Raw genomic sequence first — 24,686 nt, forward strand, 5'->3', positions numbered from 1 at the left:
TTCATGTCGTCAACCGCCCTCCGGAGAGCCCAACGAATCACGCTGCTATTCGGCGCTCCGTTCGCCGTGTTGATCGTCGTGGCCGCGCTGGTCATCGCCTGGGCCGCCTCGATGTGGGTGAGGGCGGAATCGGCCTCTGCGCAAGTCCTCGGGGCGGGGGCGGCGTGGAAGACGCTTCCCGAGCTCGGCCCGCAACCCGAAGGAGCCCGAGTGGGCGTGGCGCGGGCGAACGAGATCGCGATCTGGTACGCCGAATACGGGCCAGAGCCCGGGGGAGAGTCGGCCAAGCCCCCGGTGCTGCTCCTGCACGGCGGCTTGGCGGATTCGAGCTATTGGAACTACCTGGTGCCAGCGCTGGTCGCGAAGGGCCGCACGGTGATCGTCATGGATAGCAGGGGCCATGGGCGCACCATGACGATCAGCCCCCAGCCGTACAGCTACGACCTGTTGGCGGAGGACGTCCAGCAGCTGCTCCGTTATCTGCAGGTGCCCAGGGTGGATCTGGTCGGCTGGAGCGACGGCGGGATCATCGGGATCGAACTCGCGATCCATAACCCCGAATTGCTCTCCAGCCTTTTCGCATACGGGGCGAACACCAAGCCGGAGGGGCTGATTCCAGGTGGCGACCAAAGCCCGGTCTTCGTGCTCGGCGCTGAACGCGCCCATGAGGAGTACATGCGGGTCGCGCCCCATCCGCAGGACTGGGACAACCTCAACGCGAAGGTCAACAAGATGTGGGCCACTCAGCCCGACATCAGCGACGACCAGCTGCGCTCCATCCACGTGCGCACGATGATCGCGGACGGGCAGTACGACGAGGTCATCAAGCGCGAGCACACCGAGCACATCGCGGCGACGATCCCCGGAGCGCGCCTGGCCATACTCCCGAACGTCAGCCATTTCGGAATGTTGCAGAACCCCGAGGAGTTCAACACGGCAGTGCTGGACTTTTTGGGTTAAGCGTCGGCGTTGGGCCGACGACGGGCGGCGGGCCGGGCCGAAGCGCGGCCGCTGGCTTCAATGCCCAGGATGTTGCCCTCCTGCGGTGTCGAGGGCGTCGTCCAAGTTTTGAGCGCCCTGGCTCGACTCGTCGTCGTCGTCCTTGTGCAGCGTTGTGCCATTTCTCGGATAGTGGGTGTTGCCGCCCGGCCTGCTGGGAGTGCCGATCGTGTCGCCGTCATTGGCGTTGTCGGCATCATTGGCGTCGCCGTCGTCACTGCTGGCTTCGCCCTCGTCGCCGTCGGCGGCGAGGGACAGGCTGTGCGCGGGGGCGGCGTTCGCCTCGGCCCCGAACATGCCCGCGAGCGCGCAGAGCGCGATGAAAAAAGCGAATCTCATGTTTTGTCCTCTCGTCCGCGGCGGAAGGCGGGTAGGTCCGGCATGTTCTCAATGGTGGCGGGGGCGGCCGTGGGATTCTTGCCGACCTGTTTCGCGGTGGTGCGCTCGTTGCTCGTGCTCATCGCCGTGCCCGTGCTCGCGCGGCTCCCGCCCGCCGCCATGGTCGCGGCGAGGGGTGGGATTTCCTCCGAGGATTCTGCTCCAAAACGATGGTTTGTGTGACATGTTTTCTCCTTTCTCGCTCCGCTGCGTTTCGCAGCGATGCCACCACGCTAGCCGTGAAAAACATCCCGCACCTGATATTTATCTAAGAATGCGCATGTGTGCATGTATGAGTTGTTGCGCCCCCGGAGTCCGACGTGGGGTTCCCTCGGAGGCTTGCCGTTTCGGAATACCGAGGAATCCGGAGGAGTTCAATACAACAGTGCCCGCATCGCGGGCTGGCAAGCGCAGTCAGCGCTGGGCCGCCCGGCCCGAGGCATGGCGGGCTCGACAGGGAAGGAGCGTTCGTGAGCACGAGATACGGCCAGTTGGCCTTCGGCCCTGGGGCGGTGCGCCGTCAGGAGGAGGTCGGCAGCTTCGTCGCCTATGGGGCGAAGCTGGGCTCCCCGGACGCGGGCCCCGACGCGCTGGAGCCCCAAGTCCAGTCGATGATCCGCGAGTCCTGGCATTTTTTCCTCGGCTCGACAACGCCGTCGGGCTGGCCGTACATCCAGCACCGGGGCGGCCCGCAAGGGTTCGTCCACGTGCTCGACGAGCGCACGCTCGGCTTCGCGGACGTGGCGGGCAATCGGCAGTTCGTCACGACGGGGAACGTCGAATCCGACGACCGGGTGGCGCTCTTCTTCATCGACTACGTGCGCAAACGCCGGGCCAAAATCTACGGCAGGGCGCGCGTGGTGGAGAAAGCGGACGATCCGGAGCTGCTGGCGCGACTCGCCTCGGTGGGCGAGGCGACGCTGGGCAAGCCGGAGCGCTCCTTCCTCGTCGCGGTGGAAGCTGTCGACCTCAACTGCCCGAGGCATATCGAGCCGTTGTGGCCCAAAGCGTCGATCGACCGAATGCGGGAGCTTTATCAGCGCGACGTCGAGGAGGCGCAGGCCGAAGCGGAGCAGCTGCGGCGCAGAGTCGCGGAGCTGGAGGCCCAGCTCCGCGAACGCTCCGCTTCTTAGCCGCTGTGGCGCACGTGGTACGGCGGCGTCGCGCCCGCGCGCAACGCCGCCGCGTCGATGGAGACGGGCCGGTAGCCGCACGCGGCAAGGCGCGAGACCATCAGCTCGGTCGGATCCGCGACCTGGTCCGCGCGCCCGAACAGGTACGCCCACTCGTGCTCGTCCGAACCGTAGTAGGCGACCGTCTCGAACACTTCGTTGAACCGTCGCCACGAGGTGGCGAGCGTCTCGTTGCGCCACAGCGTCGGGCAGCCGGACTGGTTCACGACCACGCCGCCAGGGGCGAGCACCGCCTTGCACTGGCGCAAGAAGTCCGCGCCGTACAGCCGGTTGATCTGGGCTTCGGGATCGTCGGGCCGCTCGTCGGGCAAGTCCACCAGCACGATGTCATAGCGCTCGGGCCGTCCGGCGGCTTCCGCGAGGTACCCGAAGCCGTCGGTGTAGTGCACCCGGACGGGGCCCTCGCCGCGCTCCGCCTCGGCGAGCTCGTCGAGGGTGTAGCCGTACGGCAGGTGCTCGGCGCACAGCTTGACCGCCTGCTCGTCGATGTCCACGTGGTCGACCTTGGTCGCGCCCGCGGCGACGGCCATCTGGCAGACCACGCCTTCGCTGGAGCCGATGACCAGCACGGAGCGGACCTGGTCGGCCAACAGCAGCGCGGGGACCATGAGCGCCTCGTGATAAACGAGCTGACTGAACTCGGTCGACTGCCGGTCGTTGTCGGAGAAGAGCGACACGCCCTGCTCGGTCTGCGCGATCACGACGTGCTGGAAGGGCGTGTCGCCCTCCCAGACGATCTTCTCCAGCTCCCACACACGGGTCAAGCCCGGCGCGAGCGGCTCGTGGATCTGCCCGGCGGTCACTGAATCCCTCGCTGGATGGTCTTCAGCTGCAAGACCGGAGCCTTGAGCCGGTCGGCGATCAGGCGCGCCGCGTGCTCGGGGTCCGCCCGGTGCCCGCAGGTGAAGACGTCCATGAACGCCGAGCCGATCTCGGGGTAGGTGTGCAGAGAGGCGTGCGACTCCGAGAGGAGCACGAGGACGGTGACCCCTTGCGGATCGAACCGCTTCGAGGTGACGTCGAGGACGGTCGCCCCGGCCTCGGCGAGGGCGGAGACCATGATGTCCCGCAGCAGCAATTCATCGTTGAGGCGCTTGGCCTTGACTCCTTTCACCTCGGCAATGATGTGTTGCCCGGTGAAAGCTCCAACTGCGTGCGCCGACTCCAATACTTGGGTCATTTTTCACTCCCTTCGGAAGGTGCTCGTGCCATACGGCTGACGGCCGCGAACGGCCATGATGAGCGGACGTGTCCGTCCTGGGTTGCCGACTGTGGTCGGTGGTTTTGAGATTGATCGGGTTCAGATGCAGAGCGTCTTCAGCGGCGAGAACCCGTTGAAGGCGATCGACGCGTAGCTTGCCGTGTAGGCCCCGGTACTCAAAAAGTCCAGGTGGTCGCCGACGCGGAGCGCCGACGGCAACCTGTAAACCGTCCTTTGGTAGAGAACATCGTCTCCGTCGCAGGTCGGACCGGCCAGATAGACCGGTCCACTCTCGGATTCGGCTTCTTCCCCGGTGTGCTCCGGCGAGGAGATCAGGTATGCGACGCATTCGCCCTCTGTCTCCGTCAAACCGTTGTACCGGCCCGCGTCCACGTACACCCAGCGGTGCTCGTCCTCGGGGGACTTGCGCGAGATCAGCACGACCTCCGAGCGCAGCAGCCCGGCGTCGGCGACGAGGAAACGCCCCGGTTCGAGGACCAGTTGGGGGGCTTCGAGCCCGACGGCGGCGAAATGCTCGCGCGCCGCCGCGCTGATCGCGTCCGCGTAGTCCCCGAGCGGGGGAGCGGACTGCGTGTAGCTGCCGGGCAGGCCGCCGCCGATGTTCAAAAGCGGCAGCCGCACTCCCTGGGCGGCGAGCCGGGAGGCGATCGACGCGGCCTGCTCGATCCCGGCGGACCAGGCGCTCGGGTCCAGTTGCTGCGATCCGGCGTGGAACGACACGCCCCCCGCGACCAGGCCGAGCTTGCCCGCGCGGAGCAGCAAAGACTCGGCAAGCTCGGGGGAGCAGCCGAACTTGGACCCGAAGGAGTACACGGCTCCGTGGCCGGCGGCCTGGACCCGGCAGAAGACCGAGGAGCCGGGGGCGTGCTCGGCGAGCGCTTCGAGGTCCGCCTCGCTGTCCGTCGTGTAGAGGCGCACGCCGAGCTCATAGGCTCTGGCGATGTCGGCGCGCTTTTTGATGGTGTTCCCGTAGCAGAGGTTCTGCGCGCTCGCGCCTTCCGCGAGGCACAGCTCGATCTCCGGCACGCTCGCCACGTCGAAAGAGGAGCCGATAGTCGCGAGCTCGCGCACCACTTCCGGCGCGGGGTTCGCTTTCACGGCGTAGTACATCCGGGCGCTCGGCAGCGCGGCGGTCAGCTGCCAATAGCGCTCGCGCACGGTCGCGAGGTCGATCACCACGCACGGCGACGGCGTCGGGTTGTCGCGGAGGAATTCGCGGATTCTGGCCACCGCTTTCGGCGCGCCCGCTTCGGGACGATCACCGCCACCATGGGTGAAGAGCGACAACGCGCTTTGCTCGGCGCGGGTCGAAAGTCCGTCGACATCGCTGGCAATACCCGTCATAGCGCTGCCCCTCCTTCCGGGTGGTGGTCTGTGTCCGTGGTGAACCGTCCTGCGGTGTTTCGTTCAGTTGCGGGTTACGTGTTGTTGTGCTCTTGGCGAGTAAAAATACGCCAAGGTCAAGGGCGTCGCGCGCTCGGCCCAGCCAGCCAGACTACAGCATTCCGGCGGTCTGCGGGAGTCTGCGGGCAAGCCTGGGGCGTGATGATCATCTCAGGCGCGCGGAGCCCGCGCGTTGGCTGTTTGCCGCCGAGGGCGAAGACGAGTGCGGTCACGACGCCGATGACGACCACAGCTCCCGCCGCGCCGAGAACCCACGGGAGGGGGAAGCTTTTTCTTCGCCGGGGGGGGTGGAAGGGCAGACCTGGCCTGCACTGCTGGCCGTGCCCCGTGAGGCTTCCTGCGGCGGATAGGCCGTGTGCGTCCCCCTTCGGACCCGAACACCGCCTGCGGGAGCGGTCACACGCTATCAGCCGAACCGGTTCTTCGTGAGGAGCGCCAAAAGCTCGTAGACGATATGCGCGGCCGCGATTCCGGTGATCTCCGCGTGGTCGTAGGCAGGGGCGACCTCCACCACGTCCGCCCCGACCACCGGCAGCCCCACCAGGCCGCGCAGCGCGTGCTGCAGCTCCCGTGTGGTGAGCCCGCCCGCCTCCGGCGTGCCGGTGCCAGGGGCGTGCGCCGGGTCGAGCACGTCGACGTCGATGGAGACGTACACCGGGCCGCCCGCCCCGTCGGAGCCCCCGAGCCGTTTGCACATCCGCTCCACGACCTGCGCGACCGTGCCGGTCTGGAAGTCGTCGGTGTGGATGATCTGGAACCCGAGCACCGCGTCGTCTTCGAGGTCTTTGTGCCCGGCGAGCGAGCCCCGGATGCCGACGTGCATCGAACGGGTGAGGTCGATGAGGCCCTCTTCGCTCGCCCTGCGGAACGGAGTGCCGTGGGTGAAGTCCGCGCCGAAATAGCTGTCCCAGGTGTCAAGGTGCGCGTCGAAGTGCAGGACCGCGACCGGGCCGTGCTTTTTGACGGTGGAGCGCAGAAGCGGCAGGGCGATGGTGTGGTCCCCGCCGATCGCGAGCACCGTGGTCCCGCCGCCGATCAGCTCGTCGGCCGCCTCCTCGATCACCGCGAGCGCGTCGACAATGCTGTAGGGCCCGATCCCGAGGTCGCCCGCGTCGGCCACCTGCCAGTTCTGGAACGGGTACACGCCGAGCGGCGGGTGGTACTGGCGGATCAGCTTCGAGGAGGCGCGGACGTGGCCGGGGCCGAACCGGGCTCCGGGCCGGTAGCTCGTCCCGCCGTCGAAGGGAACCCCGAGGATCGCGATGTCCGCGCGCTCCACCTGGTCGAGCCGGGGCAGGCGGGCGAAGGTGGTCGGCTCGGTGAACCGGGGGCGTTTGAAGCCGTCAAAAGGGCCAAGGATCTCTCTATCGGGGCGAATCTCCCCTGGGCCGTCGGCGTTGTCGGTCATGCCCGCTAGGCTACCGCCGCCGCGCGAGGCGCGCTCGCGAGCCTTAGGCTGGCGGGATGAGCCCGACGATCGTCAATGCGGGGGTCATCGCCGCGTACTTCTCGCTCATGGTGGCCATCGGCTGGTGGGGACGGCGCAAGGCGAAGGGCTCCGCCGATTTCCTCCTCGCCGGCCGCAGCCTCGGTCCGGTGCTGTATTGCTCGACCATGGGCGCGCTGGTCATCGGCGGGGGCTCCACCGTCGGCGGGGTCGGATACGGCTACCAGCACGGGCTCGCCGGAATGTGGATGGTCGTCGCCATCGGTTTCGGCGCGGCGGGGGTGAGCCTGCTGTTGGCGGGGAAGATCCGGGCGTTGCGGATCTACACCATCGCGGAGATGCTCAAACTGCGCTACGGTGTCGAAGAGGCGGGCTGGTCCGGACTGGTGATGACGGCGCACGTCTTCCTGGTCTCGGTGACGTCGACCGTCGCCTACGCCACGGTCTTCCACGCCCTCCTCGGGCTCGACCACACGCGATCCACGCTGCTCGGCGGCGCGGTGGTGGTCCTGTATTGCGTCCTCGGCGGCATGTGGGCCATCAGCCTGACCGATCTGGTGCAGTTCGCGATGAAGACGGCCGCGATTTTTCTGCTGCTGCTCCCAGCCGCGTTGGCCGCCTCGCACGGCCTCGCGGGCGCGCAGGAGAAATTCCACGGCCAGGCCTTCGACCCGTTCGCCGTCGGTTGGCGGCAGATCCTCACCTTTTTCGTCCTCTACACCGTCGGTTCGCTAGTCTCCCAGGACCTGTGGCAACGGGCGGCGACCGCCCGCTCCGCGTCGGTCGCGCGCTGGGCCGGGGCGGTCAGCGGTCTGTACTGCGTCGCGTACGGGGTCGCGGTGGCGCTCATCGGGGCCGCCGGCGCGTTGCTGCGCCCCGAGCTGCGCCCGGGACAGGTGTACGCCGAGCTCGCCGTCTCGCTTCTGCCGCCTGTCTTGGGCGCTTTGGTCCTCGCGGGCGCGATGGCCGCGATGATGTCCACCGCGTCCGGCTCGATCCTCGCGGCGGCCACCGTGGCGCGCCGCGACGTGGTCCCGTTGTTGGCCGCCCTGCTCGGGAGGTCAGAGCCGCACCGGGAGAAGCCCGGCGAGGACGAGCCAGGCCGCTCGGAAGTCCGCCTCGACCGCGCGTACGTGTTGGCGTTCGGCCTCGCGAACGTGTTCGTCGCCTGCTTCATCGACAACGTGCTCGCCGCGCTCTCGGTCGGCTATGCCATCGTCGTGAGCGCGTTGATCGTGCCGGTCTTCGGCGGCTTCTTGTGGTCGAGGGCCACCGGGGCCGGGGCGTTGGCGGCGATGGGCGCGGGCTCGGCGGGGGCGGTGTTCGAGTTGCTGCGGACCGGGGATCCGGAGGCGATCACCCCGGTCTATCTCGGATTGGCCTGCTCCGCGGTCGTGTTCGTCGCGACGAGCCTCGCCACCGCGCCGACTCCGGCGCAGGTCCGCGCGAGGTGGGCGGCCCGCCTCCGGTCCGATCTGCGGGCGGAGCAGGCCGAGGCGTAGCCCTCAGGCCGAAGCGCGCCAGCGGAACAGCCGCGACGCGGAATCCGGCCCGGCTTCGGCCGCCGCCTCGGGCCGGCTCGTCAGGGGAGCGCGAGCGCCCGCTCCACCGCGGAGATCGTCGGCGGCACGTAGGAGCGTCCGAACAGCACCACGTGGACGAGGAGCATGAACGCTTGGTGCAGGCATTGGCGCTCTTCCCATCCGGCGCGCAGCGGATACTCGCGCTGGTACCCCGCGACGGTCTCCGCGAAGAGCGGCGCGCCGAACAGGCTCAGATACGCCAGGTCCGTCTCGCGGTGCCCGCCGTGGGCGGCGGGGTCGATGAGCACCGCCCCCGCCGCTGTCCACATGACATTGCCGCTCCACAGATCCCCGTGGATCCGGCTCGGCGGCTCTTCGTCGTCGAAGTCTCCGTCCGCGCAGCGGCGCACGAGCTGCGCCAGCATCTCCTGATGCTCTTCCGAGAACGCTCTGCCCGCCCGTTCGGCCATCGGTCCGAGACGGTCGTATGCGTAGTGCTCGCCCCAGCGCGCCCGGTCGCGCAGCGGGACCGGCATCGGCGAGTCCAACGGGCCGAACCATCCGTCCTCGTCCCATCCGTCGGGGCCCGCCCCGAAACCGCGAGCCCCGGCCTGGTGCGTTCGGGCGAGCCCGCGACCGAACTCGTGGGCGGCACCGACGCTCGGCGGGACCGGATCGAGGCGGACCAAGGTCAGCGCGTGGTCGGTCACGTCAAGCACCGGCACGCAAGGAACTCCGGACGGAGCCGAGGCGAGCCAGCGCAGCCCCGCCGCCTCGCACGCGAAAAATCCGGGCGGAGCCGCCCGATTGCGTTTCACGAATCGGGGCGGGTCCGTTGTCGAGACCGACTCTGCCATATTTCCAATTATCGCCGCAAAAAGCGACGGCTCATCGGTTAGAGTGATTCTTATGCACCGGACTGCGCCCATCGTGCGCATGCTCGCGTATTCGATGGCGCTTGCTCTGGCCGTGGTGTTTTCTAATCACTCTCGCGCGGTCGCGATGTCCAACGGCGCTGTGGTGTCCGATCCTGACGAGGCGCCTTGGGTGGTGGCGCTGACCATTCCGACAAAAGAGGGAATTCCGTCGACCGACCGGTTGAAATGCGGCGGCGTGCTCATCGCGCCGGACAAAGTCCTCACTGCCGCGCATTGCGCGGTCGCCCCGGATTCGTTCAGCGTCGACCCCGCCGTCTCGCCGCGTCCGATGAGCGCCCGCTCCGTCGAAGTGCTTCGGGCCAACCGAGGTTTGAACGCGCCGAACACCGTGGCGAGGAGGGTGGTGTCGGTCTTCGTCGACCCGGACTTCCGCCTGCTCGCCTCGCCCATCGAGCCGCTCGACCCGTCCCGCGCGGCAGCGCGGCACGACCTCGCGGTTTTGGTGCTGGACCGGCCGTTCGGCGATCCGAAAGCGGTCATCCCGCTGACGGCCGCGCTGCCCGATCCGGGGGCGAGGGCCCGCGTCTACGGCCACGGGCTCACCCCGACGGGGGATATCTCGGACGATTTGCTGCGCGGCGGTCTGACCCTCATCTCGAACCAAGACTGCGACGCGCAGACTTTCGTCGACGTCAAATACATCGGCGCGGTGTGCGCGCAGACCACAGTGCTGCCGGAACTATCGGTCCAGGTCGGGTTCGGCGACAGCGGCGGCCCGCTCGTCGTGAAGGGCCCCGGCGGCGAGGACGTGCTCGTCGGCGTGGTCAGTTTCGGCACCGAGACGACCGGGCGGGTGTTCTCGTTCGGCTTCAACGCGTTCGCCGACGTCGCCGCTGCCAGGGGTTTCATCGAAGAACACGCCCCGGACGCGGTCTGGTCGGACTAGTCGAGGGCAGTGTCGGACGTTTCTGGGCTGTCGCGGAGCCGTGTGCTCCAATAGACCGCGTCGACCCAGGTGGCGAGCGCCCGTTCGGTGAAGGCGTACCAACTGGCGCGTTGGTCTCCTGAGGGATGTTTTTGCGGTCGCACCCATCCCGAGCGCGCGAGCCGCCCAAGAAGGGAAGCCGCGGACGAGACGCTCATGCCGGCTGCCTTCGCCAGATCGGTCACCCGATGCGGGGTGTTCTGCCGCCCGCCGCGACCGAGCTCGACCAACAGGCGCTGTTCGGCGGGGGAGAGCCGTTGCAGCTGCTGCGCGTAATAAGGGGTGAGCCGGTCGATCACCCGTATGAACGCGGTGGGGAAGTCATTTCTTGTCTCGCCGTCGAGCTCTGCGGCGAAGAATTGCCATACTCTCGGGGAGCCTCCGAGCATCGCGTAATGAGTCGAAATTTTGAGCGCGGTAAATCCGTCCAGCCTCGAATTCTCCGGCGCGAACCGAGGGACGAGCTTCCGCACTAATTCCTCCGCTTCGAGTTCGGTGAGCTCAACGGTTCTCTCCACATCGAAAGATCCGTACCAGGGGTATTCGCGATTCGCGACGCCGGGGAACAACCCCCTTGCCGACGCGAGGAGCAGAATGGATTTCTGCGATTCGACAAAGCCGCGAAGAGCGGATTGTCCAGCGAGGCCGATGCGCTTGAAAATATCGTCGAGCTGTTCGACAACGACGAGCGCCATTTTGCCTCGGCATTGGTCGAGGAAGAGTTGTTCCAGGCCTGCTGTGTCCGCCGAGGCTCGGAGCTCAAGGGCGGACTCTTGGACGCTTGGCGGCCAAGTGCCCCTGATCATTTCGAGCAGAAGGTCGGCATAGGATCCTATGCCGAGGGTCCGCTCGTCCACCCAGACCGGCAGGATGTGCTCCTTCGCCCGGACCTGGCGGAGCGCCCGGTGCTGGGCGAGTTTGAGGACGTGCGTCTTCCCGGATCCGTATGGGCCGATCACCAATGTGTGCGGACGCGCTCCGGTGGCGCTCGCCTGCGTGATGCGCTCCGCCAATCGTTCGATGAGCGGACCGCTCCCGACGGTGACTCGGTCCAATCGGTCAAGGTGCTCGCTTGTGCTCCTGGCCGCTGAGAAATAGTCGGACACGTTCGCGAGATCTTCTTGGCTCATCGGCGCATCGCCACCCAGGCGCGGCGCAAGAGTTCCGACGCGAACCGATCGGCATTGCCTTGGCGGCGCAGGTAGTGGTCCTGCTCCAGCCGTTCGACCAGCGCGACCAGCGTGTCCCGGTCCGCTACGTGATCGCTCGTCGAAGACAGCAGCCGGCGGGCCTCGTCGATGTCGAGCGCGGGGACGCTGCTCGCGTAGACGTCGAGCAGCGCGCGGACCAGGCCCGCTTCGGTTCCGTAGTACTCGGGTATGCGGTCTCGGTAGTGCCGAAGATTCCACGGGTCGGACGTATTGGCGAGGGCGTCTTCGATCAGATGCGGGATGTCGTGGACGGTGATCTGCGCGCGCATGGCCGTCGCGTCGTCGCGCGCGGCCTTCGCCAGCAGCTGCACGTAATACGGGATGCGCTCGGCTGCCGTGGCGATGGCGGCGGCCGTCCCTTCTCGCGCGGGCACATGGCCGCCGAGCAGGAGGCATTCGGCGAGCCAGGCCGCGTCTGGCTCGGAGATCGGGCCGACAAGCAGCTTCGGGATGTCGTTGACGGTGGTCAGCGCTTCGTCGGAGACGTGGTGGAAGCCGATGGAGCCGGAGAGCACGGTCGCGAGGCGGCCGGGGTGCTCTTGGCGCAGCCGGCGAAGCAGGTGCAAGAACGCTTCGCCGGACCCGCGTTCTTTGCGCTCGAGGTTGCGGGCGAGCACAGTGATCTCGTCGATGAAAAGGACGAGCGCTTTGCTCTTGTCCCTGGGGATCGCCGACCGGATCAACCCTTCGAGGTGCTGTTCCGGGGCGGGGGTTCGCTCGGCTTTCATCGGCCCGGCGCTCAGCGTGAGTTTCCAGCGTTTTGCTTCGCGGGCGGCCGAAGAGCCGAGCCGCCCCAACTCGTCCGCGAGAGCCCGGACGAAGTTCTCGTACGAGTCGCGCTCGGCGGAGAGCTGCACCGCGTGATGTCCGGCTTCGCGGGCGGCTTCGTGCGCGAGCCTTGTCAAAGAGGTTTTGCCGTGCCTGCGGTCGCCGACCAAGATGACTCCGCCGGTGGGGATGGCGGCGAGGATCTCTTGGACCTCCCGATCCCGTCCGACGATGTCGCTCAACGCGACGACCCCTCCGATGACCAGGGGCATCGGGCGTAGCTCGCGCGGAGAGCTCATAGCTTTCATCCTACGTCATATCTGTCGTACGTCAATATTGACGTACGACAGATATGACGTACGACATTTATGTCGTACAATTGACGGCCGCCCGCCGCGCGCCTCGTAACCCGGCGGGACACGGCGGCAGGAGCTAGGGTGTGAAGCACTGCGCAAGAGGAGATATCGCCGATGGCCGAACTCGACACCAGCGAGACCGGGTCCGATACCGGGCTCCGCCCAGGCCTGCGGCAGCGGCATCTGTCCATGATCGCCATCGGCGGCGTGATCGGGGCCGGGCTCTTCGTCGGCTCGGGGAAGACCGTCCACGACGTCGGACCCGGAGTCTTGCTGTCCTACGCGCTCGCCGGGCTGGTGGTGGTGCTCGTGATGCGGATGCTCGGCGAGATGTCGGCGGCGAGTCCCGAGACCGGCTCGTTCTCGGCCTACGCGGACCGCGCGATCGGGCGCTGGGCGGGGTTCTCCGTCGGCTGGCTCTACGCGGCGTTCTGGATTCTCGTCCTGCCGGTGGAGGCGGTGGCGGGCGCGCTCACGATCAACCGCTGGGTTGGTTGGGACGACAGCAAGCAGTGGATCTGGGCGCTGGCGCTCATGACCGCGCTCACGGTGGCCAATGTGCTCTCCGTGCGCAACTACGGCGAGTTCGAGTTCTGGTTCGCCTCGATCAAGGTCGTCGCGATCACGTTGTTCCTCGCGGTCGGGGTGCTGGCGGTCGCCGGGCTGATCCCAGGGCTGCGAGCGCCGGGCACGAGCAACCTGCTCGGGCACGGCGGGCTCTTCCCGCACGGACCGCTCGCGGTGCTGGGCGCGGTCCCGGTTGTGGCCTTCTCGTTCATCGGCGCGGAGATCGCCACCATCGCGGCTGGGGAGTCGCAGGACCCGGCGAACGCGGTGCGCAAAGCGGTGAACTCGGTGGTCTGGCGGGTGCTCGTGTTCTACGTCGGCTCCCTCGCGATTGTCGTCACGCTCCTGCCGTGGGACGACGCGTCGGTCAAAGAGAGCCCGTACGTGGCGGTGATGAAGCTGTACGACGCGGGGTCCGCTGCGACGATCATGGACGTCATCGTGCTCACCGCGGTCTTGTCCTGCCTCAATTCGAGCCTGTACACCGCGAGCCGCATGCTGTTCTCGTTGTCGGAGCGGGGGGACGCGCCGAAGTTCTTGAGCAGGCTCAACGGGGCGGGGTCTCCTCGGAACGCGGTGCTCGCGGCGACGGTGGTCGGCTTTGCCGCAGTGGCGTGCAGCTACAAGTGGAAAGACGGCGTGTTCTCGTTCCTGATCGAGTCCACCGGCGGCATAGCGCTGTTGATCTGGCTCGTCATCGCGGTGTCCCAGCTGCGCATGCGGAAAACGTTCGAGCGCGACGGCGTGCTCCTGCCCGTGCGGATGTGGGGGTATCCGCACTTGACGGTGGCGGCTATCGCGGGAATCGTGGTCCTCTACCTCGGCTTCGGCCTGGAACGGGCGACCCGCCCTAAATTCCTGCTGACCACGGCGATCGCGGTCGTCGTGGTGGCGTGGGGCCTCGCTCGGGACGCCTGCGCCCGCAGGCGCGCGGCGCAGACGACGGCCGGATGAGATAGGCTCGACCCACGTGAGTATCCGGCTGGGCTATCAAATACCGAACTTCACCTATGGCGGTTCGCCCTCCGAGGTCTTCCGAACGGTGCTCGCGCAGGCCCAGGACGCGGAGGCGGCCGGATTCGACAGCCTGTTCTTGATGGACCACCTCTACCAGCTTCCGACGCTCGGAGAGCCGGACGAGCCGATGCTGGAGGCGTACACGACGCTGGGCGCGATTGCGGCGGCGACCGAGCGCATTCGCCTCTCCGCCTTGGTCACGAGCAACACCTACCGCAATCCGGCGTTGCTGGCGAAGATCGTCACCACGTTGGACGTGATCAGCGGCGGTCGGGCGATGTTCGCCGTCGGGGCGGGGTGGTTCGAGCAGGAGCACGAGGGCTACGGCTACGAGTTCGGCACGTTCGCCGACCGCTTCGAACGGCTCGCCGAGGCCTTCGAGATCGCCGTCCCGATGCTGCGGGGGAGCCGTCCGACGTTCCAAGGCAAGTGGTACCGGGTCGAGGACGCGGTCAACGAGCCCCGGCTGCGCGACGACATCCCGGTGCTCATCGGCGGCGGCGGCGAGCGCAAGACCTTCGGCCTCGCCGTCAGGCACGCCGACCACCTCAACCTCGTCTGCGGCACCTCCGAGCTGCCGCACAAGCTCGACGTCCTGCACCAGCGGCTGCTCGAAGCGGACCGCGACCCCGCGACCCTCGAGGTCAGCTATTTCGCCCAGGTGATCCTCGACGAGGACGGCGAACGGGCGCGGCAGCTGCTGCGCGAGCGGTTCGCGAAGCGCGGGATCGACTTCCCGGCTCTTTCCGAGGCGGAGCGGCTCGCGCTCACCGACCGGATGTTCGCGGGCAATCCGGTCGAAGTGTCCCGCGAGATCAAGACCAGGGTGCTCGACCACGGGGTGGACCGGCTGGTCATCAACCTCGCCGCGAACGGCCACGAGCCGGGAGTCGTCGAGCTCGCGGGCAAGACGCTCAGACCGTTGTTGGCCGAATAGCCTCGGTCTGCTCGGCCACGGCGGGCTCCGGCGGCCTTCTCGCCCGCGTCCAGGCCGAGACCGCGACGGCGACCAGCACATTCGCCGCCAACGCGAGGACTCCGACGTTCACCTCGGCGAGTTGTTCGGGCAGGAACGCTCGTAAATGCTGCCAATCGCCGCCGACGAACGGCGCGGCCGTGGCGAGCGCGGATCCGAGCAGGAGCCCGGCGACGACGCCTTCGCGGGTGAGCGGACTGCGCGGCAGCACGGAGCTCAGGACGGCGGGGAAGACTTGGACGACGATCGCGTACCCGGCGAGCAGCAGCCCCACAATAGTTTTGCCGCCCGCGAGGGCGAAGACCGCCGCGAACGCGACTGCGACCGGCAGCAGCCATTTCGCCGCACGGGCGAGCCCGGCCTCGGACGCGTCCGGACGCAGATTCGCGTAGCCGTCGCGGGCGAGCGACGCGGCGATGGCTGTGGCAAGCACAGAACCGGGGATGAGCGCGGTGAGCAGGCCCGTCGCGCCGACGAAGCCGAGCGCCGGATCGGGAAGCTCGGCGGCCGCCAGGCGAAGGAACGCGAGGTCCTCGTTCCCCTTGCCGAGCGGAGGGAGCGACACCAGCGCGGTGAAGCCGATGACCATCGTGGTCACGAGCGCGATGCCGTAGAACGGCGCGGTCGCCAAGGTGCGCCGCAGGTTCCGCTCGTCCTTCGCGGAGAAGAACGAGGCGAACAAGTGCGGCCACATATGCGCGCCGAGCGCGCACAGCAAGACGGTCGTGCTGAACCAGACCGGGCCGTAGCCTCGGTCCGGCCACAGCGCCAGATGCTCCGGGTGCGTGCTCGCGACTGCCCGGGTGACCCCGCCCCAGCCGCCGTAGAGGCGATAAGGCAGCCACACGCCGACTCCCAGCACCACGACGATGACGACGAAGTCCTTGACGATCGAGGTGAGCGCGGCCCCGCGCAGCCCGCCGAGCACCGCGTACGCCGCGATCAGCGCCGCGCCCGCGATGGTGCCCGCTTCGATGGAGATCCGCTGATGGCTCGTCTCGTGCGCGATGATCGCGAGGCCTTTGAGCTGGAGGGCGAGGTACGGGACCATCGCGACGACGCCGACCAGCGTGACGATCACGCCGAGCGCTTTGCTGCGGTACGCGGAGCGCAGATAGTCCGACTGGGACACCGAGCGATGCTCCTTGGCGTACCGCCAGATCTTCGGGAGGTACCAATAGCTCAAGACGCAGGCGAGCGGGGCGTAGCAGGAGCTGTAGACGGCGGCGACGCCTTTGTCGTACGCCCATCCGGCCGCGCCGAGCAGGGTGAACGTCGTGAAGTTCTCCCCGGCGAAGAGCACGAACACCATGACGGCTCCGAAGCTGCGCCCGCCGACCGCCCATTCGGAAAGGTCTTTCGCCCGTCTGCGGGCGGCGAGCCACACCGCGCCGAGCGCCGCCGCCGCAGTGGCGGCGAGCATAGAAAGGCTCAGCACAGTTTTTCATCCCCGTCCCCGTTCTTCGGGGAATTGCGCGGGTCGAGGTGGAAGACCAGCGTCAGGCACACGCCGGTCAGCGCCACGCACGTGGTGGTCCAGAACTGGAAGAACGGCAGGCCCAGCACAATCGGGGCAGGGCGGTTCACAAAGGGAATGGCGACGAGCAAGCCGAGCGGGGGCAGGCCTGAGGCGACGGCCATGGCCAGCTTGCGCCAGAGCGGGGCCGAGCGGAGCGGGCCAGGAACAGGCTCCGCCGGGCGTGGCAGGTCGGGGGCGGACATTCTGCCCAGCATAAGCCGACGACGGCTGTCGTGCAGGACGGCGGCGACGGCCGACCTATTCTGGATCCGATGAGCGAGACCACGCCCGCCCCGCCCGCAGGCGGAGCCACACCGCCCCGCGAGTTCCTGCCGGCGTTGCAGGGCCTGCGCTGGTTCTCCGCGCTCGCGGTGCTCGGCACGCACACGGCGTTCATGACCGGCGCGGGCGTTGGCCACTGGTACCAGCACGTGTTCAGCAGGTTGGATTTGGCGGTTGGGGTGTTCTTCGCGCTCTCGGGGTTCTTGCTCTGGCGGCCCCACGCGGCAGCCGCCGCAGGAGTTGGCTCCGCGCCCCGGTTGCTGGACTACTACCGCGCCAGAGCGGTGCGCATCTTGCCCGCGTACTGGGTCGTGGTGTGCGTCGCGCTCGTCGCGGTCGGCGCGGACTCGCGCGTTTGGCTCGCGAACCTCGCGTTGGCCCAGCCGTTCGTGCCGTTCACGCTCACGACGGGCCTCACGCAGATGTGGAGCCTGTCGGTGGAGGTGTCGTTTTACATCGCGTTGCCGGTGTTCGCGGCGGCGATGGCGAAGCTCTCCGGGCAACGCGCCCGGTGGCGGGTGCCGGTGCTCCTCGCAGCCTCGGCGGTTTCCCTCGGTTGGGCGTTCTTGCCGTGGCAGGACGAAAACCTGGGCAGTCCCAAGCTGTGGCTCCCAGGGTACGTGCCGTGGTTCGCGGCGGGCATGGTGCTCGCCGAGCTGCGCGGCCAAGGGCGGGCCGTCGGCGCGCGGGCGAAACGGATCTGCCTGGCCGTCGCGGTCGTCGCGTTCGGGTTGGAATGCACCGATTTGGGCGGCCCGCCGGACCTCGCCTCGGTGCTGCCGTGGCAGTTCGCCACGAAGATCGCCCTCGGGGCGGTGCTCGCGGCGGCGCTCGTCGCCCCTGCGGCGCTCGCCGGGCCCGACAGCGGGCACAAGGTGCTCGGACATCCGATCACGCTGACTCTTGGGCGTTGGTCCTACAGCTTCTTCCTCTGGCATTTGGCGGTGCTCGGCGTGCTGCTGCCGATCCTCGGGCTGCCCGAGTCGGCCTTCCGGATGCCATTGGCTCTGGCCGCCGCGACAGTGTTCTCTATCGGCGTCTCCGCGTTGAGCTACGCCTGGGTCGAGGCTCCTTGCTCCAAACTCTGGGGCTCGCGGTCGAAGACCGAGGAGCAGACGACGCTGCCGAGCGCGATCAGCGTCAGCAGTTGCGGCGCGAGGGCGTTGCCGAGGTAGTGCGGGCTGCGCCAGGGGCCGAGCGCGAGCATGCCCGCAGCCGCTGTCATTGAAAGTCCGGCGGCGATGGCCGCTGCGCGGGGGACGTCGCCGCCGCGCCGGGACAAGCTCCAGAAACCGAGCCCGAGGGTCGCGGCGATGGCCGCGCCCGCCGGGCCCGTGATCAGCCATGCGCAGCCGAGCCCAGCAAGGGCTCCGAACAGCCGCGCGCGCGGGAGGGCCGTAGGAGTGCCGAGGTCCCGCTGCTTCCGGCGCAGAGCGGGGGCGAGCGCGAGCGCCGCGAGGGGCACGAGCCCGGCGAGGCCTATGCCGAGCCCGGCGCGATACCAAGTGTTCAGCGGGAAGCGCAGCTGGATCGTCCCCGCGAGATGCGCGGGGACGATCCAGCCTTGCTGCCAGCCGTTGACGGTGACCGGCCGCAACGTTTGCCCGGCTGCGGTCGCCTGCCATCCGGGGTTGACGCTCTCGGGGACCACGAGGATTCGCACTTCCTCAGACAGCCGCACGGCGATGTCCCGCGCGGTCACGTCCCAGGAACGGACGTCGGCCCGCTGGGGATCGGCAGCGCGTGGGGGAGGGAGCCGCACATCGCGCAGCACGAGCGAGTCCACGACGAAGGCGTTGCCGGGGGCGGCGACGACGTCGTGCGATCCTGGGCCGAGCGGGATCGGGTTGAAATCGCACGGCGTCGCGCGCACGACAGCGCCCGAGCGCAGTGCCCCGACGGTCGCGGTCACGGAGGTCGGCACGGCTCGGGAGCCGATTTTGAGCACTGGGCCGTGCTCGCAGTCCACGGTGACGACCCGGTCTTCGTCGCGGCGGAGCCCGCTCTGCCGCGCGGAGCCGGGGACCAGGCCGCCGTCCGGCCCGAGCAGCTCGACTTCCGCCAGGCCGGGCGGTTGGAGCTCCGCGAAGCCGAGCGAGTTCACGTTGAGCGTGTCCTGCCAGTCGAGCACGGTGATGACGACGCGGTCGGTGCGATGCGCACGCAGCTCGACAGTGGTCGAATCCGCGTCGGGGTCGATATCGCGGATCTGCCTGCCGTCGCCGAGGTCCACCGCGATCCTGGTCGGCCGTGCGGGCAGCGCCCCCGCAGCGGGGACGATCCGCACCCGCGCCACATCGGCGGGCGCGGGGAGCTGAAGGGTCAGCCTCGGTTTGGGCGCGCCGGGCTTGAGCGCGTTCGGCGAGGCCGTCCACGCGGTGCGCGGGTCTCCGTCCGCCGAGGCGAAGGCGGAGCCTCGGGAATCGCCGCTCGCGCTCTCCCCGGTCGCGAGGATACGGCCGGGTTCGGCCAGCAGGTCCGTGCTCGCGGGGGAGAGCCGGGAGCGGACGAAGAGGGCGGGCAGCACTTCGGTCGCCCGCGCCACCCCGATCGTCCTCGAGAACACGGTCGGCTCTTCGGGGGCGAGGGTGAGCGACTGCGCGCACTGCGTCTGGACCGGCCCCCGCGCGCAGCTGGGCCTGCCTGGGAACTCCTGGCCCAGCTCCCACTGGCGGACACGGACGTCCGGGCCCGCGTCGGGGACGAGCACTTTGAAGCGCACCGGCACCGCTTCGCCGGTTTTGCGGTCGAAGACTTGCAGCTCGCTGATGCCGAACTGATTGCCGGCCGTGCCGTTCTCCGTGCCGGTCGCGGTGATCCGCAGCCAGTGGGTCTGCCCGGTGGGCGCGGTGGCGCTGGCGGGCCGGTCGGCGACGACGTCGCGCAGGGTGGCGGTGCCTTGCTCGGTGGCGATTTCCAACTGGTTGACCGCAGGACCGATCGCCCGGCTCACCGTCACGGTCACTTGTGGATCGGAGACCGGAGCGTCGAAGTCGAGCTGGAGCCATTGCCCGACCGCGCGGTCCAGTCCGGCGGAGAGCCAGCTCGTCGACGGGTCGCCGTCGAAGGCGGCGCGCGGGCTGTTGCCGGGGGAGACCAGAGAGAGCCCGTTGGCCTCGGAGACGGAGCTCGACACGCTCACTCTCGCGCCTTCCCACACGCCGCGCACGACCGCCGCGCCTTCGGTCGGGTAGTCGGGGACGGCGTTGGCCACCCGCTTCGGGTCTTTGTCGGTTTGGACGGCCGAGACGTGGTCGTCCACTCGGCCGTAATCGGTTCCGCGCAGCATGGGGGTGTCGGTCACCACGACCACCGGAGGATCGAGGCCCGCCCGCCGCGCGTCGGCGCGCAGGAGCATCGGACCTGGCTCCGGGTCGCCAAGCTCATGGGCGTGCTCGATGGTCGAGAGCAACGCCTCGGCCCCGCCGTCCACGACGGTGGCGCCGTCCAGGCCCACGAGATACGGGCCGGGCGGCTCGCTGTGCTCGCCGCCGACCACGCGATAGATCTCCACGGCGGGGTAGCGGGCGCGCAGGTCGTCGTCCACCACGGCCCCCGGAATCCGGCCCGCGCCGGTGAGCGGCCCGAACTCGGCGACTTTCGTCAAACCGGGCGAGCCCTCGACGGTTTGGTGGGCGAGGATCGGACGTGTGCTGTGCGAGGCTTCGGGATCGAGGTCGTTGCGCAGCACCAGGTAGGCGAAGCCTTGGGCGAGAAGGGCGTCGGCGAGACCGCTCGAGGAGCGGCCCTCGGCGAAAAGCCGTTGCACGGCGTCGAGCGAGCGGATCGCGCCGGACGGGACGAGGGGGACCGCGTCGCGCACCGCCCACGGGAACTCCGCGAGCGCCTGGATCGGCTCGTCCCTGGTCAGGCCCCAGACTTGGTCGGCCCACGGCGACCCAGGCGCGATGAGCGCGCGGGCTCCGGGCGGCTGGTCCGCGAGGTGATGCTGCAGCCACGCGCTGGCGCTGCGCCAGTAGTCGGGCAGGTCGCGGTACGGCTTGCCGGGGGCCAGTCTGCCGGTCCACGCGGCGGAGGCGCTCAACGCGACGGCGATGAGGACGACGATGGCGACGGGGGCTGTCCGATGCCGTTCCGGCCTGGCGAGGGAGCGGAAGAAATCGCGGGAGCGCGACGGCAAGGAGCCGAGCGCGCTGGCGACTCCGAGCGAGAGCGGCAGCCGGACCAACGGGTCGAGCTTGTGGACGTTGCGCAGCGGGGCTCCCGCCCCGTCCAAGAACACACGCGCCGGTTCGGCGAGCGGACTGCCGAGAGGGCCCGAGTATCCGACGCAGAGGCCGAGCACGCCGACGAGGAGGATCGCGGCGAGCATGCCCCGGTGGGGAGTTCGCCTGTGGCACAGGCCCACGAGCCCTACGGCGGCGAGCGCCCCGGTCGCAAGCGCCAAAACAGGGTAGCTGACCAGTCCGGTGCTCCCCATCCGGCTCGGATCGACGAACGGCGTCCACCCGTCCGTCCCGCGCAGGACCTCCACGAGCGAGGTCCAGCGAGTGGTGACCCTGGAGGACTCGATGAAGTCGAGGAACGGCGGGCTCACCGAGCCGAGCAGCAAGAGCGCCGCGAGCCACCACGCGCAAGCGAGCACGAGGCACGGGATCCACCACACGGTGAACGCGCGCCAACGCGCGCTGCGGACTCGCGCCGCCCACCACAGGAAGGCGGGCAGGCACGCGGCTGCGGTGGCCACGGCGTTGACCGCGCCCATGAGGGCGACCGCGCCCGCCGAACGCGCGGCCAAGCGGCGCATCGACGGGCTCTCCTCGGTCCAGACCCGGACGACCGGGATGAGCACCCATGGCGCGAGCATCATCGGCGCGGTCTCCGAGGAGATCGCGCCGAGCGTGGTCATCACCCTGGGGCTCGCGAGATACGCCGAAGCCGCGACCATCCTGCTTGTCGGGGTGCCGATCCCGAGCGTCTCGCCGAGCTTGACCACGCCGACGAACCCGAGGCACAGCAGAACCGACCACCAGCACCGCTGCGTGACCCACGGCGGGATGTGTAGGAGCGATCCCAGCGCGAAAAAGCTGCCGTGCGGGAAGAGGTAGCCGTATGCCTGGTTGCGGGGCTGGCCGAGCGGGGCGATATCGCTCCACAAGGACCATGCCTGCCGCAGGAAGCCGGTCGGATTGCCGGTGAGGTCGAGTTTCGTGTCCGCCGCGATCAGCCCGGGGGACTGGGCGAAGCACAGCGCGACGATCACCGCGCACGCCAGCTGGAGCGGACTTCCCCGTCCCCAGCTCCGCAAAGCTGAGCCGAGCCTGCGAACAGGCCCGCTCTCAGTGAGCAGACCCACGCTCAGTGGGAGCCGTAGGGCACCTGGCCAAGCAACGACTGGTCGGGGTTCGACGGGGCCGAAACCGACGGGCGGCTGTCCTCGCTGAACGCGGCGGTCGCGAGGAGCACGACCGGGACCGCCGCCACGAAACCGCCTACCGCCGCGACAACGGGCGGCAGGAGCTTCGCCCAAAGCCCTTTGGCCGCCGTTTCGGGCGCGCCGCCGGGCCATGGGGTCTGCTGCGGTTGATCAGGGTGATACGACATGGCGACAGTTTACGCGTTCGGTGTGATGGTCCCCTGGAAGTGGGGGGCTCCGGTCTTGCGGTCCCGCAGGGCGATCTCGATCTTCTCCGGCGTGTTCTCCAGGTACACCGCAACCGTGCCCGGCAGGAAGAGCGGCCTGCCGAAGCGCGCGCTGTAGGTGTGCGCGGGCGGGATGCTCCCCTCGGCGTAGCGCAGCGCGGCGGCTGCTTCCCACATCCCGTGCGCGATGGCCTTGGGGAAGCCGAGGAGCTTCGCGGTGGGGCCGGAGAGGTGGATCGGGTTGAAGTCCCCGGAAGCCGCCGCGTAATCCCAGATCTGGACCTGGCCGACGGAGAGCAGGTTCGCCACCGGCGGCAGCTTCTGCTGCGCGGGCTCCGGGGCGGGCTGGCCGGACAGGCTGGTCTTCTGCTGCTTGAGCAGAGTGGACTTCTGCGTCCAGACCAGCTCGTTGCCCACCGAGATCTCGGCGGTCGCGTCGAACAGCAGGCCCTTGCGGTGCTCGCGCAGGTTGTCGACCCAGGCGCGGATGTTGAACGTCTCGCCGGGGGCGACGGGCCGCTCCTGGCGCACGGAGTTCTCGATGTGCACCAGGCCGTTCGGCTGGAACGGGAACCGAGGGTCGGCGAAGATCGTCATCACCAGCGGCTGCGAGAGGATGAACGCGTAGGTCGAGGGCAGCTCGCCGGTCTGCTTGAGGCCGGTGACCCTGGCGTAGTCGGCGAACTTGCCCGCGTCGATCTTCACGTTCTGCACCGCGACGACGCTGGTCGGCAGCGACGCGCTCGCGGAGTTCTGCACCTTCCGCTTGCCGAGCAGGTCGGTGCCGATCACCTTCAGGTAGGCGGGCCCGAGCGTGGGGGCCTTGGGGAGGTTGATGATTTTGCCCATGATGCTCAGGCTCCCAACGTCATCTGGCCGCAGACGCGGACCACGTTTCCGGTCACCGAACTCGAGGACGAGGCGGCGAAGTACGCGATGGTCTCCGCGACGTCGACCGGCAGCCCGCCCTGCAGGAGGGAGTTGAGCCTTCGGCCGACCTCGCGGTTGATCAGGGGGATCGCTCCGGTCATCGGGGTTTCGATGAAGCCGGGGGCGACGGCGTTGATGGTGATGCCGCGCTGGGCGTAGACCGACTTGTACGCGTCCACAAGGCCGATGACGCCGGCCTTGGTGAGGGCGTAGTTCGTCTGGCCCCGGTTCCCGGCGATGCCCGCGATGGAGGCGACGTCGACGACCGCGCCGCCGTCTTTGAGCGTGCCGCTCTCGAACAGCGCGTTGGCCAGCTGGAGCGGGGCTTTGAGGTTCACCGCGATGACCGCGCCCCACTTGGCCGCGTCCATGTTGACCAGGAGCTTGTCGCGGGTGATGCCCGCGTTGTTCACCAGCACGTCGATGCCGCCGAACTCCTTGGAGGCCTCGGCGAGCGCGGTGGCGGCCTCGGGGGAGGTCACGTCCGCCGCGACGGCGATGCCGCCGAGCCGCTTGGCGGTCTCCGCGAGCGCGTCGGCGGCCTGCGGCACGTCCACGACGATGACTTTCGCGCCGTCGCGGACGAAGACCTCGGCGATGGCCGCGCCGATGCCGCGAGCGGCTCCGGTCACAACGGCGACCCGGTCGGCGAGCGGCTTGGCCCAGCTCTCCGGAGCCTTCGCGTCGGCGGAGCCCACGCGGATGACCTGGGCGTCGACGTAGGCGGACTTGCCCGAGAGCAGGAACCGGACGGTCGACTCGAGCGCGGTCAGACCGGTCGAGGCTCCGGGCGCGAGGTAGACGAGCTGGGCGGTGGAGCCTGCGAGCAGCTCCTTGGCCACCGAGCGGGTGAAGCCCTCGAGGCCGCGCTGCACGGCCTGGGCGACCGGGGAGCCCGCTTCTTCCGGCGTGGTGCCGATGACCACGACGCGCCCGCTCTTGCCGAGGCTGCGCAGGTTCGCGTTGAAGAACTGGTAGAGGGAGACGAGGCCGTCCGGGTCGGTGATCTCCGTCGCGTCGAACACGAGCGCGCCGAGCTTGTCGGCTCCGCGCGCGCCCCGGTTGAGGGTGATCAACTCGTAGTCGTCCCTGAGGATGTGCAGCAGCGGCTCGACGAGCTTTCCGCCGCCGTTCGCGCCGGAGCCGCCGATGAGCACGGGGCCGGGCAGCAGGGGCTTGCCCGGCTTGTAGCGGTAAAGCGCCGGGGGCTGGGGGAGTCCGAGCTGCTTGGTGACGAACTTTCCGGCTCCGGAAGTCCACAGAGTTGAGATCGGGTCTTTACCGAGGGGGGATGCCACGTGACGCGCCTTTCTTTGAAAGCAGTTAAGCCCAGGGTCGAGAGTTGCAAAATCCAGCTGCGAGTTTAGTGGGCGCCTCCGGGCGCCCGAACAGCAGGGGGGTCGAAAGCTACTCGTGAGTAACCGGAA

At 68.9% G+C, this 24,686-nt stretch carries 21 protein-coding genes and 1 pseudogene; 8 read left to right on the plus strand and 14 right to left on the minus strand.

Features of this window, described 5'->3' with window-relative positions; translation table 11 throughout:
* Window positions 1-3: 3 nt before the first annotated feature.
* On the plus strand, window positions 4-960 hold the full coding sequence (locus HMPREF9336_RS06580; protein WP_007470219.1) for an alpha/beta fold hydrolase: 957 nt from the start codon (window positions 4-6) through the stop codon (window positions 958-960).
* Window positions 961-1,017: 57 nt separating this feature from the next.
* Here the strand turns inward: HMPREF9336_RS06580 and HMPREF9336_RS06585 are convergent, their stop codons facing one another.
* Window positions 1,018-1,338 carry a hypothetical protein gene (locus tag HMPREF9336_RS06585; protein WP_007470221.1) on the minus strand — a complete coding sequence of 107 codons (321 nt, stop codon included), beginning with the start codon at window positions 1,336-1,338 and terminating at the stop codon, window positions 1,018-1,020.
* Between the two features lie 42 nt (window positions 1,339-1,380).
* Between HMPREF9336_RS06585 and HMPREF9336_RS06590 the strand changes: the two genes are divergently transcribed.
* Both HMPREF9336_RS06590 and HMPREF9336_RS06595 read left to right on the plus strand, forming a co-directional pair.
* The gene (locus HMPREF9336_RS06590; RefSeq protein WP_007470224.1) at window positions 1,381-1,560 is read left to right on the plus strand and encodes a hypothetical protein; all 180 of its coding nucleotides are present in this window, start codon (window positions 1,381-1,383) and stop codon (window positions 1,558-1,560) included.
* A gap of 287 nt (window positions 1,561-1,847) precedes the next feature.
* Window positions 1,848-2,510, plus strand: a complete 663-nt coding sequence (locus HMPREF9336_RS06595) for a pyridoxamine 5'-phosphate oxidase family protein (RefSeq protein WP_007470226.1) — start codon at window positions 1,848-1,850, stop codon at window positions 2,508-2,510.
* Here HMPREF9336_RS06595 and HMPREF9336_RS06600 read toward each other — a convergent pair.
* From HMPREF9336_RS06600 to speB, 4 genes are all read right to left on the minus strand, one after another.
* The gene (locus HMPREF9336_RS06600) at window positions 2,507-3,373 is read right to left on the minus strand and encodes a spermidine synthase (RefSeq protein ID WP_007470228.1); all 867 of its coding nucleotides are present in this window, start codon (window positions 3,371-3,373) and stop codon (window positions 2,507-2,509) included. The genes HMPREF9336_RS06595 and HMPREF9336_RS06600 overlap by 4 nt on opposite strands.
* On the minus strand, window positions 3,370-3,750 hold the full coding sequence (speD, locus tag HMPREF9336_RS18925; protein ID WP_007470230.1) for an adenosylmethionine decarboxylase: 381 nt from the start codon (window positions 3,748-3,750) through the stop codon (window positions 3,370-3,372). Before speD ends, HMPREF9336_RS06600 begins: the two co-directional genes overlap by 4 nt.
* A gap of 120 nt (window positions 3,751-3,870) precedes the next feature.
* A complete protein-coding gene (locus HMPREF9336_RS06610) occupies window positions 3,871-5,136 on the minus strand; it encodes a type III PLP-dependent enzyme (protein ID WP_007470232.1) in 1,266 nt (421 codons plus the stop codon).
* A 466-nt stretch (window positions 5,137-5,602) separates the two neighbouring features.
* On the minus strand, window positions 5,603-6,604 hold the full coding sequence (gene speB / locus HMPREF9336_RS06615) for an agmatinase (RefSeq protein ID WP_007470234.1): 1,002 nt from the start codon (window positions 6,602-6,604) through the stop codon (window positions 5,603-5,605).
* A 56-nt stretch (window positions 6,605-6,660) separates the two neighbouring features.
* On the opposite strand from speB, the gene HMPREF9336_RS06620 reads away from it, so the two are divergent.
* A complete protein-coding gene (locus HMPREF9336_RS06620) occupies window positions 6,661-8,145 on the plus strand; it encodes a sodium:solute symporter family protein (RefSeq protein ID WP_007470236.1) in 1,485 nt (494 codons plus the stop codon).
* An 80-nt stretch (window positions 8,146-8,225) separates the two neighbouring features.
* Here the strand turns inward: HMPREF9336_RS06620 and HMPREF9336_RS06625 are convergent, their stop codons facing one another.
* Window positions 8,226-9,023 (minus strand): fructosamine kinase family protein, encoded by a 798-nt coding sequence (locus HMPREF9336_RS06625; protein ID WP_007470238.1) that lies wholly within the window; start codon window positions 9,021-9,023, stop codon window positions 8,226-8,228.
* Between the two features lie 52 nt (window positions 9,024-9,075).
* Here HMPREF9336_RS06625 and HMPREF9336_RS06630 point away from each other — a divergent pair, with 52 nt between their 5' ends.
* A complete protein-coding gene (locus HMPREF9336_RS06630; RefSeq protein ID WP_007470240.1) occupies window positions 9,076-9,990 on the plus strand; it encodes a S1 family peptidase in 915 nt (304 codons plus the stop codon).
* Here the strand turns inward: HMPREF9336_RS06630 and HMPREF9336_RS06635 are convergent.
* Both HMPREF9336_RS06635 and HMPREF9336_RS06640 read right to left on the minus strand, forming a co-directional pair.
* Window positions 9,987-11,159: a helix-turn-helix domain-containing protein gene (locus HMPREF9336_RS06635; RefSeq protein ID WP_007470242.1), complete on the minus strand. Its 1,173-nt coding sequence runs from the start codon at window positions 11,157-11,159 to the stop codon at window positions 9,987-9,989. The two genes, HMPREF9336_RS06630 and HMPREF9336_RS06635, sit on opposite strands and share 4 nt — an antisense overlap.
* Window positions 11,156-12,307, minus strand: coding sequence for an ATP-binding protein (locus tag HMPREF9336_RS06640; protein WP_021030237.1), 1,152 nt, complete (start codon window positions 12,305-12,307; stop codon window positions 11,156-11,158). Before HMPREF9336_RS06640 ends, HMPREF9336_RS06635 begins: the two co-directional genes overlap by 4 nt.
* Window positions 12,308-12,478: 171 nt before the next feature.
* On the opposite strand from HMPREF9336_RS06640, the gene HMPREF9336_RS06645 reads away from it, so the two are divergent.
* Together HMPREF9336_RS06645 and HMPREF9336_RS06650 are read left to right on the plus strand one after the other, a co-directional pair.
* A complete protein-coding gene (locus HMPREF9336_RS06645; protein ID WP_007470245.1) occupies window positions 12,479-13,885 on the plus strand; it encodes an amino acid permease in 1,407 nt (468 codons plus the stop codon).
* Window positions 13,886-13,901: 16 nt separating this feature from the next.
* Window positions 13,902-14,885, plus strand: a complete 984-nt coding sequence (locus HMPREF9336_RS06650) for an LLM class F420-dependent oxidoreductase (RefSeq protein ID WP_007470247.1) — start codon at window positions 13,902-13,904, stop codon at window positions 14,883-14,885.
* Here the strand turns inward: HMPREF9336_RS06650 and HMPREF9336_RS06655 are convergent.
* The gene (locus HMPREF9336_RS06655) at window positions 14,863-16,362 is read right to left on the minus strand and encodes a sodium:solute symporter family protein (RefSeq protein ID WP_244431602.1); all 1,500 of its coding nucleotides are present in this window, start codon (window positions 16,360-16,362) and stop codon (window positions 14,863-14,865) included. The two genes, HMPREF9336_RS06650 and HMPREF9336_RS06655, sit on opposite strands and share 23 nt — an antisense overlap.
* Window positions 16,356-16,646 carry a DUF3311 domain-containing protein gene (locus tag HMPREF9336_RS06660; protein WP_007470251.1) on the minus strand — a complete coding sequence of 97 codons (291 nt, stop codon included), beginning with the start codon at window positions 16,644-16,646 and terminating at the stop codon, window positions 16,356-16,358. Before HMPREF9336_RS06660 ends, HMPREF9336_RS06655 begins: the two co-directional genes overlap by 7 nt.
* A gap of 69 nt (window positions 16,647-16,715) precedes the next feature.
* Here HMPREF9336_RS06660 and HMPREF9336_RS17815 point away from each other — a divergent pair.
* Window positions 16,716-17,765, plus strand: a pseudogene (locus HMPREF9336_RS17815) (acyltransferase family protein); the annotation flags it as partial.
* 11 nt (window positions 17,766-17,776) lie between these two features.
* Here HMPREF9336_RS17815 and HMPREF9336_RS19290 read toward each other — a convergent pair.
* Genes HMPREF9336_RS19290 through HMPREF9336_RS06685 form a run of 4 tightly spaced genes read right to left on the minus strand, consistent with a single transcriptional unit; the run spans window position 17,777 to window position 24,557 of the window.
* Window positions 17,777-21,994, minus strand: a complete 4,218-nt coding sequence (locus tag HMPREF9336_RS19290) for an alpha-(1->3)-arabinofuranosyltransferase domain-containing protein (RefSeq protein WP_051357171.1) — start codon at window positions 21,992-21,994, stop codon at window positions 17,777-17,779.
* 50 nt (window positions 21,995-22,044) lie between these two features.
* Entirely contained in the window at window positions 22,045-22,290 is a 246-nt protein-coding gene (locus HMPREF9336_RS06675; protein WP_007470255.1) for a DUF2613 domain-containing protein, read from the minus strand.
* Between the two features lie 9 nt (window positions 22,291-22,299).
* Complete coding sequence (locus tag HMPREF9336_RS06680) at window positions 22,300-23,178, minus strand: MaoC/PaaZ C-terminal domain-containing protein (protein WP_007470257.1); 879 nt, start codon at window positions 23,176-23,178, stop codon at window positions 22,300-22,302.
* A 5-nt stretch (window positions 23,179-23,183) separates the two neighbouring features.
* Window positions 23,184-24,557 (minus strand): 3-oxoacyl-ACP reductase, encoded by a 1,374-nt coding sequence (locus HMPREF9336_RS06685; RefSeq protein ID WP_007470258.1) that lies wholly within the window; start codon window positions 24,555-24,557, stop codon window positions 23,184-23,186.
* Between the last annotated feature and the right edge of the window lie 129 nt (window positions 24,558-24,686).

Source organism: Segniliparus rugosus ATCC BAA-974, assembly GCF_000185725.2.
Lineage (GTDB): Bacteria > Actinomycetota > Actinomycetes > Mycobacteriales > Mycobacteriaceae > Segniliparus > Segniliparus rugosus.

Bases quoted from the DNA above. Each gene is read 5' to 3' on its own strand.
- HMPREF9336_RS06635 (WP_007470242.1), bottom strand. From the start codon at position 11,159: ATGAGCCAAGAAGATCTCGCGAACGTGTCCGACTATTTCTCAGCGGCC.
- HMPREF9336_RS06645 (WP_007470245.1), top strand. From the start codon at position 12,479: ATGGCCGAACTCGACACCAGCGAGACCGGGTCCGATACCGGGCTCCGC.
- HMPREF9336_RS06625 (WP_007470238.1), bottom strand. From the start codon at position 9,023: ATGGCAGAGTCGGTCTCGACAACGGACCCGCCCCGATTCGTGAAACGC.
- HMPREF9336_RS06620 (WP_007470236.1), top strand. From the start codon at position 6,661: ATGAGCCCGACGATCGTCAATGCGGGGGTCATCGCCGCGTACTTCTCG.
- speD (WP_007470230.1), bottom strand. From the start codon at position 3,750: ATGACCCAAGTATTGGAGTCGGCGCACGCAGTTGGAGCTTTCACCGGG.
- speB (WP_007470234.1), bottom strand. From the start codon at position 6,604: ATGACCGACAACGCCGACGGCCCAGGGGAGATTCGCCCCGATAGAGAG.
- HMPREF9336_RS06590 (WP_007470224.1), top strand. From the start codon at position 1,381: ATGTTCTCAATGGTGGCGGGGGCGGCCGTGGGATTCTTGCCGACCTGT.
- HMPREF9336_RS06660 (WP_007470251.1), bottom strand. From the start codon at position 16,646: ATGTCCGCCCCCGACCTGCCACGCCCGGCGGAGCCTGTTCCTGGCCCG.
- HMPREF9336_RS06630 (WP_007470240.1), top strand. From the start codon at position 9,076: ATGCACCGGACTGCGCCCATCGTGCGCATGCTCGCGTATTCGATGGCG.
- HMPREF9336_RS06585 (WP_007470221.1), bottom strand. From the start codon at position 1,338: ATGAGATTCGCTTTTTTCATCGCGCTCTGCGCGCTCGCGGGCATGTTC.
- HMPREF9336_RS06675 (WP_007470255.1), bottom strand. From the start codon at position 22,290: ATGTCGTATCACCCTGATCAACCGCAGCAGACCCCATGGCCCGGCGGC.
- HMPREF9336_RS06610 (WP_007470232.1), bottom strand. From the start codon at position 5,136: ATGACGGGTATTGCCAGCGATGTCGACGGACTTTCGACCCGCGCCGAG.
- HMPREF9336_RS06580 (WP_007470219.1), top strand. From the start codon at position 4: ATGTCGTCAACCGCCCTCCGGAGAGCCCAACGAATCACGCTGCTATTC.
- HMPREF9336_RS06640 (WP_021030237.1), bottom strand. From the start codon at position 12,307: ATGAGCTCTCCGCGCGAGCTACGCCCGATGCCCCTGGTCATCGGAGGG.
- HMPREF9336_RS06680 (WP_007470257.1), bottom strand. From the start codon at position 23,178: ATGGGCAAAATCATCAACCTCCCCAAGGCCCCCACGCTCGGGCCCGCC.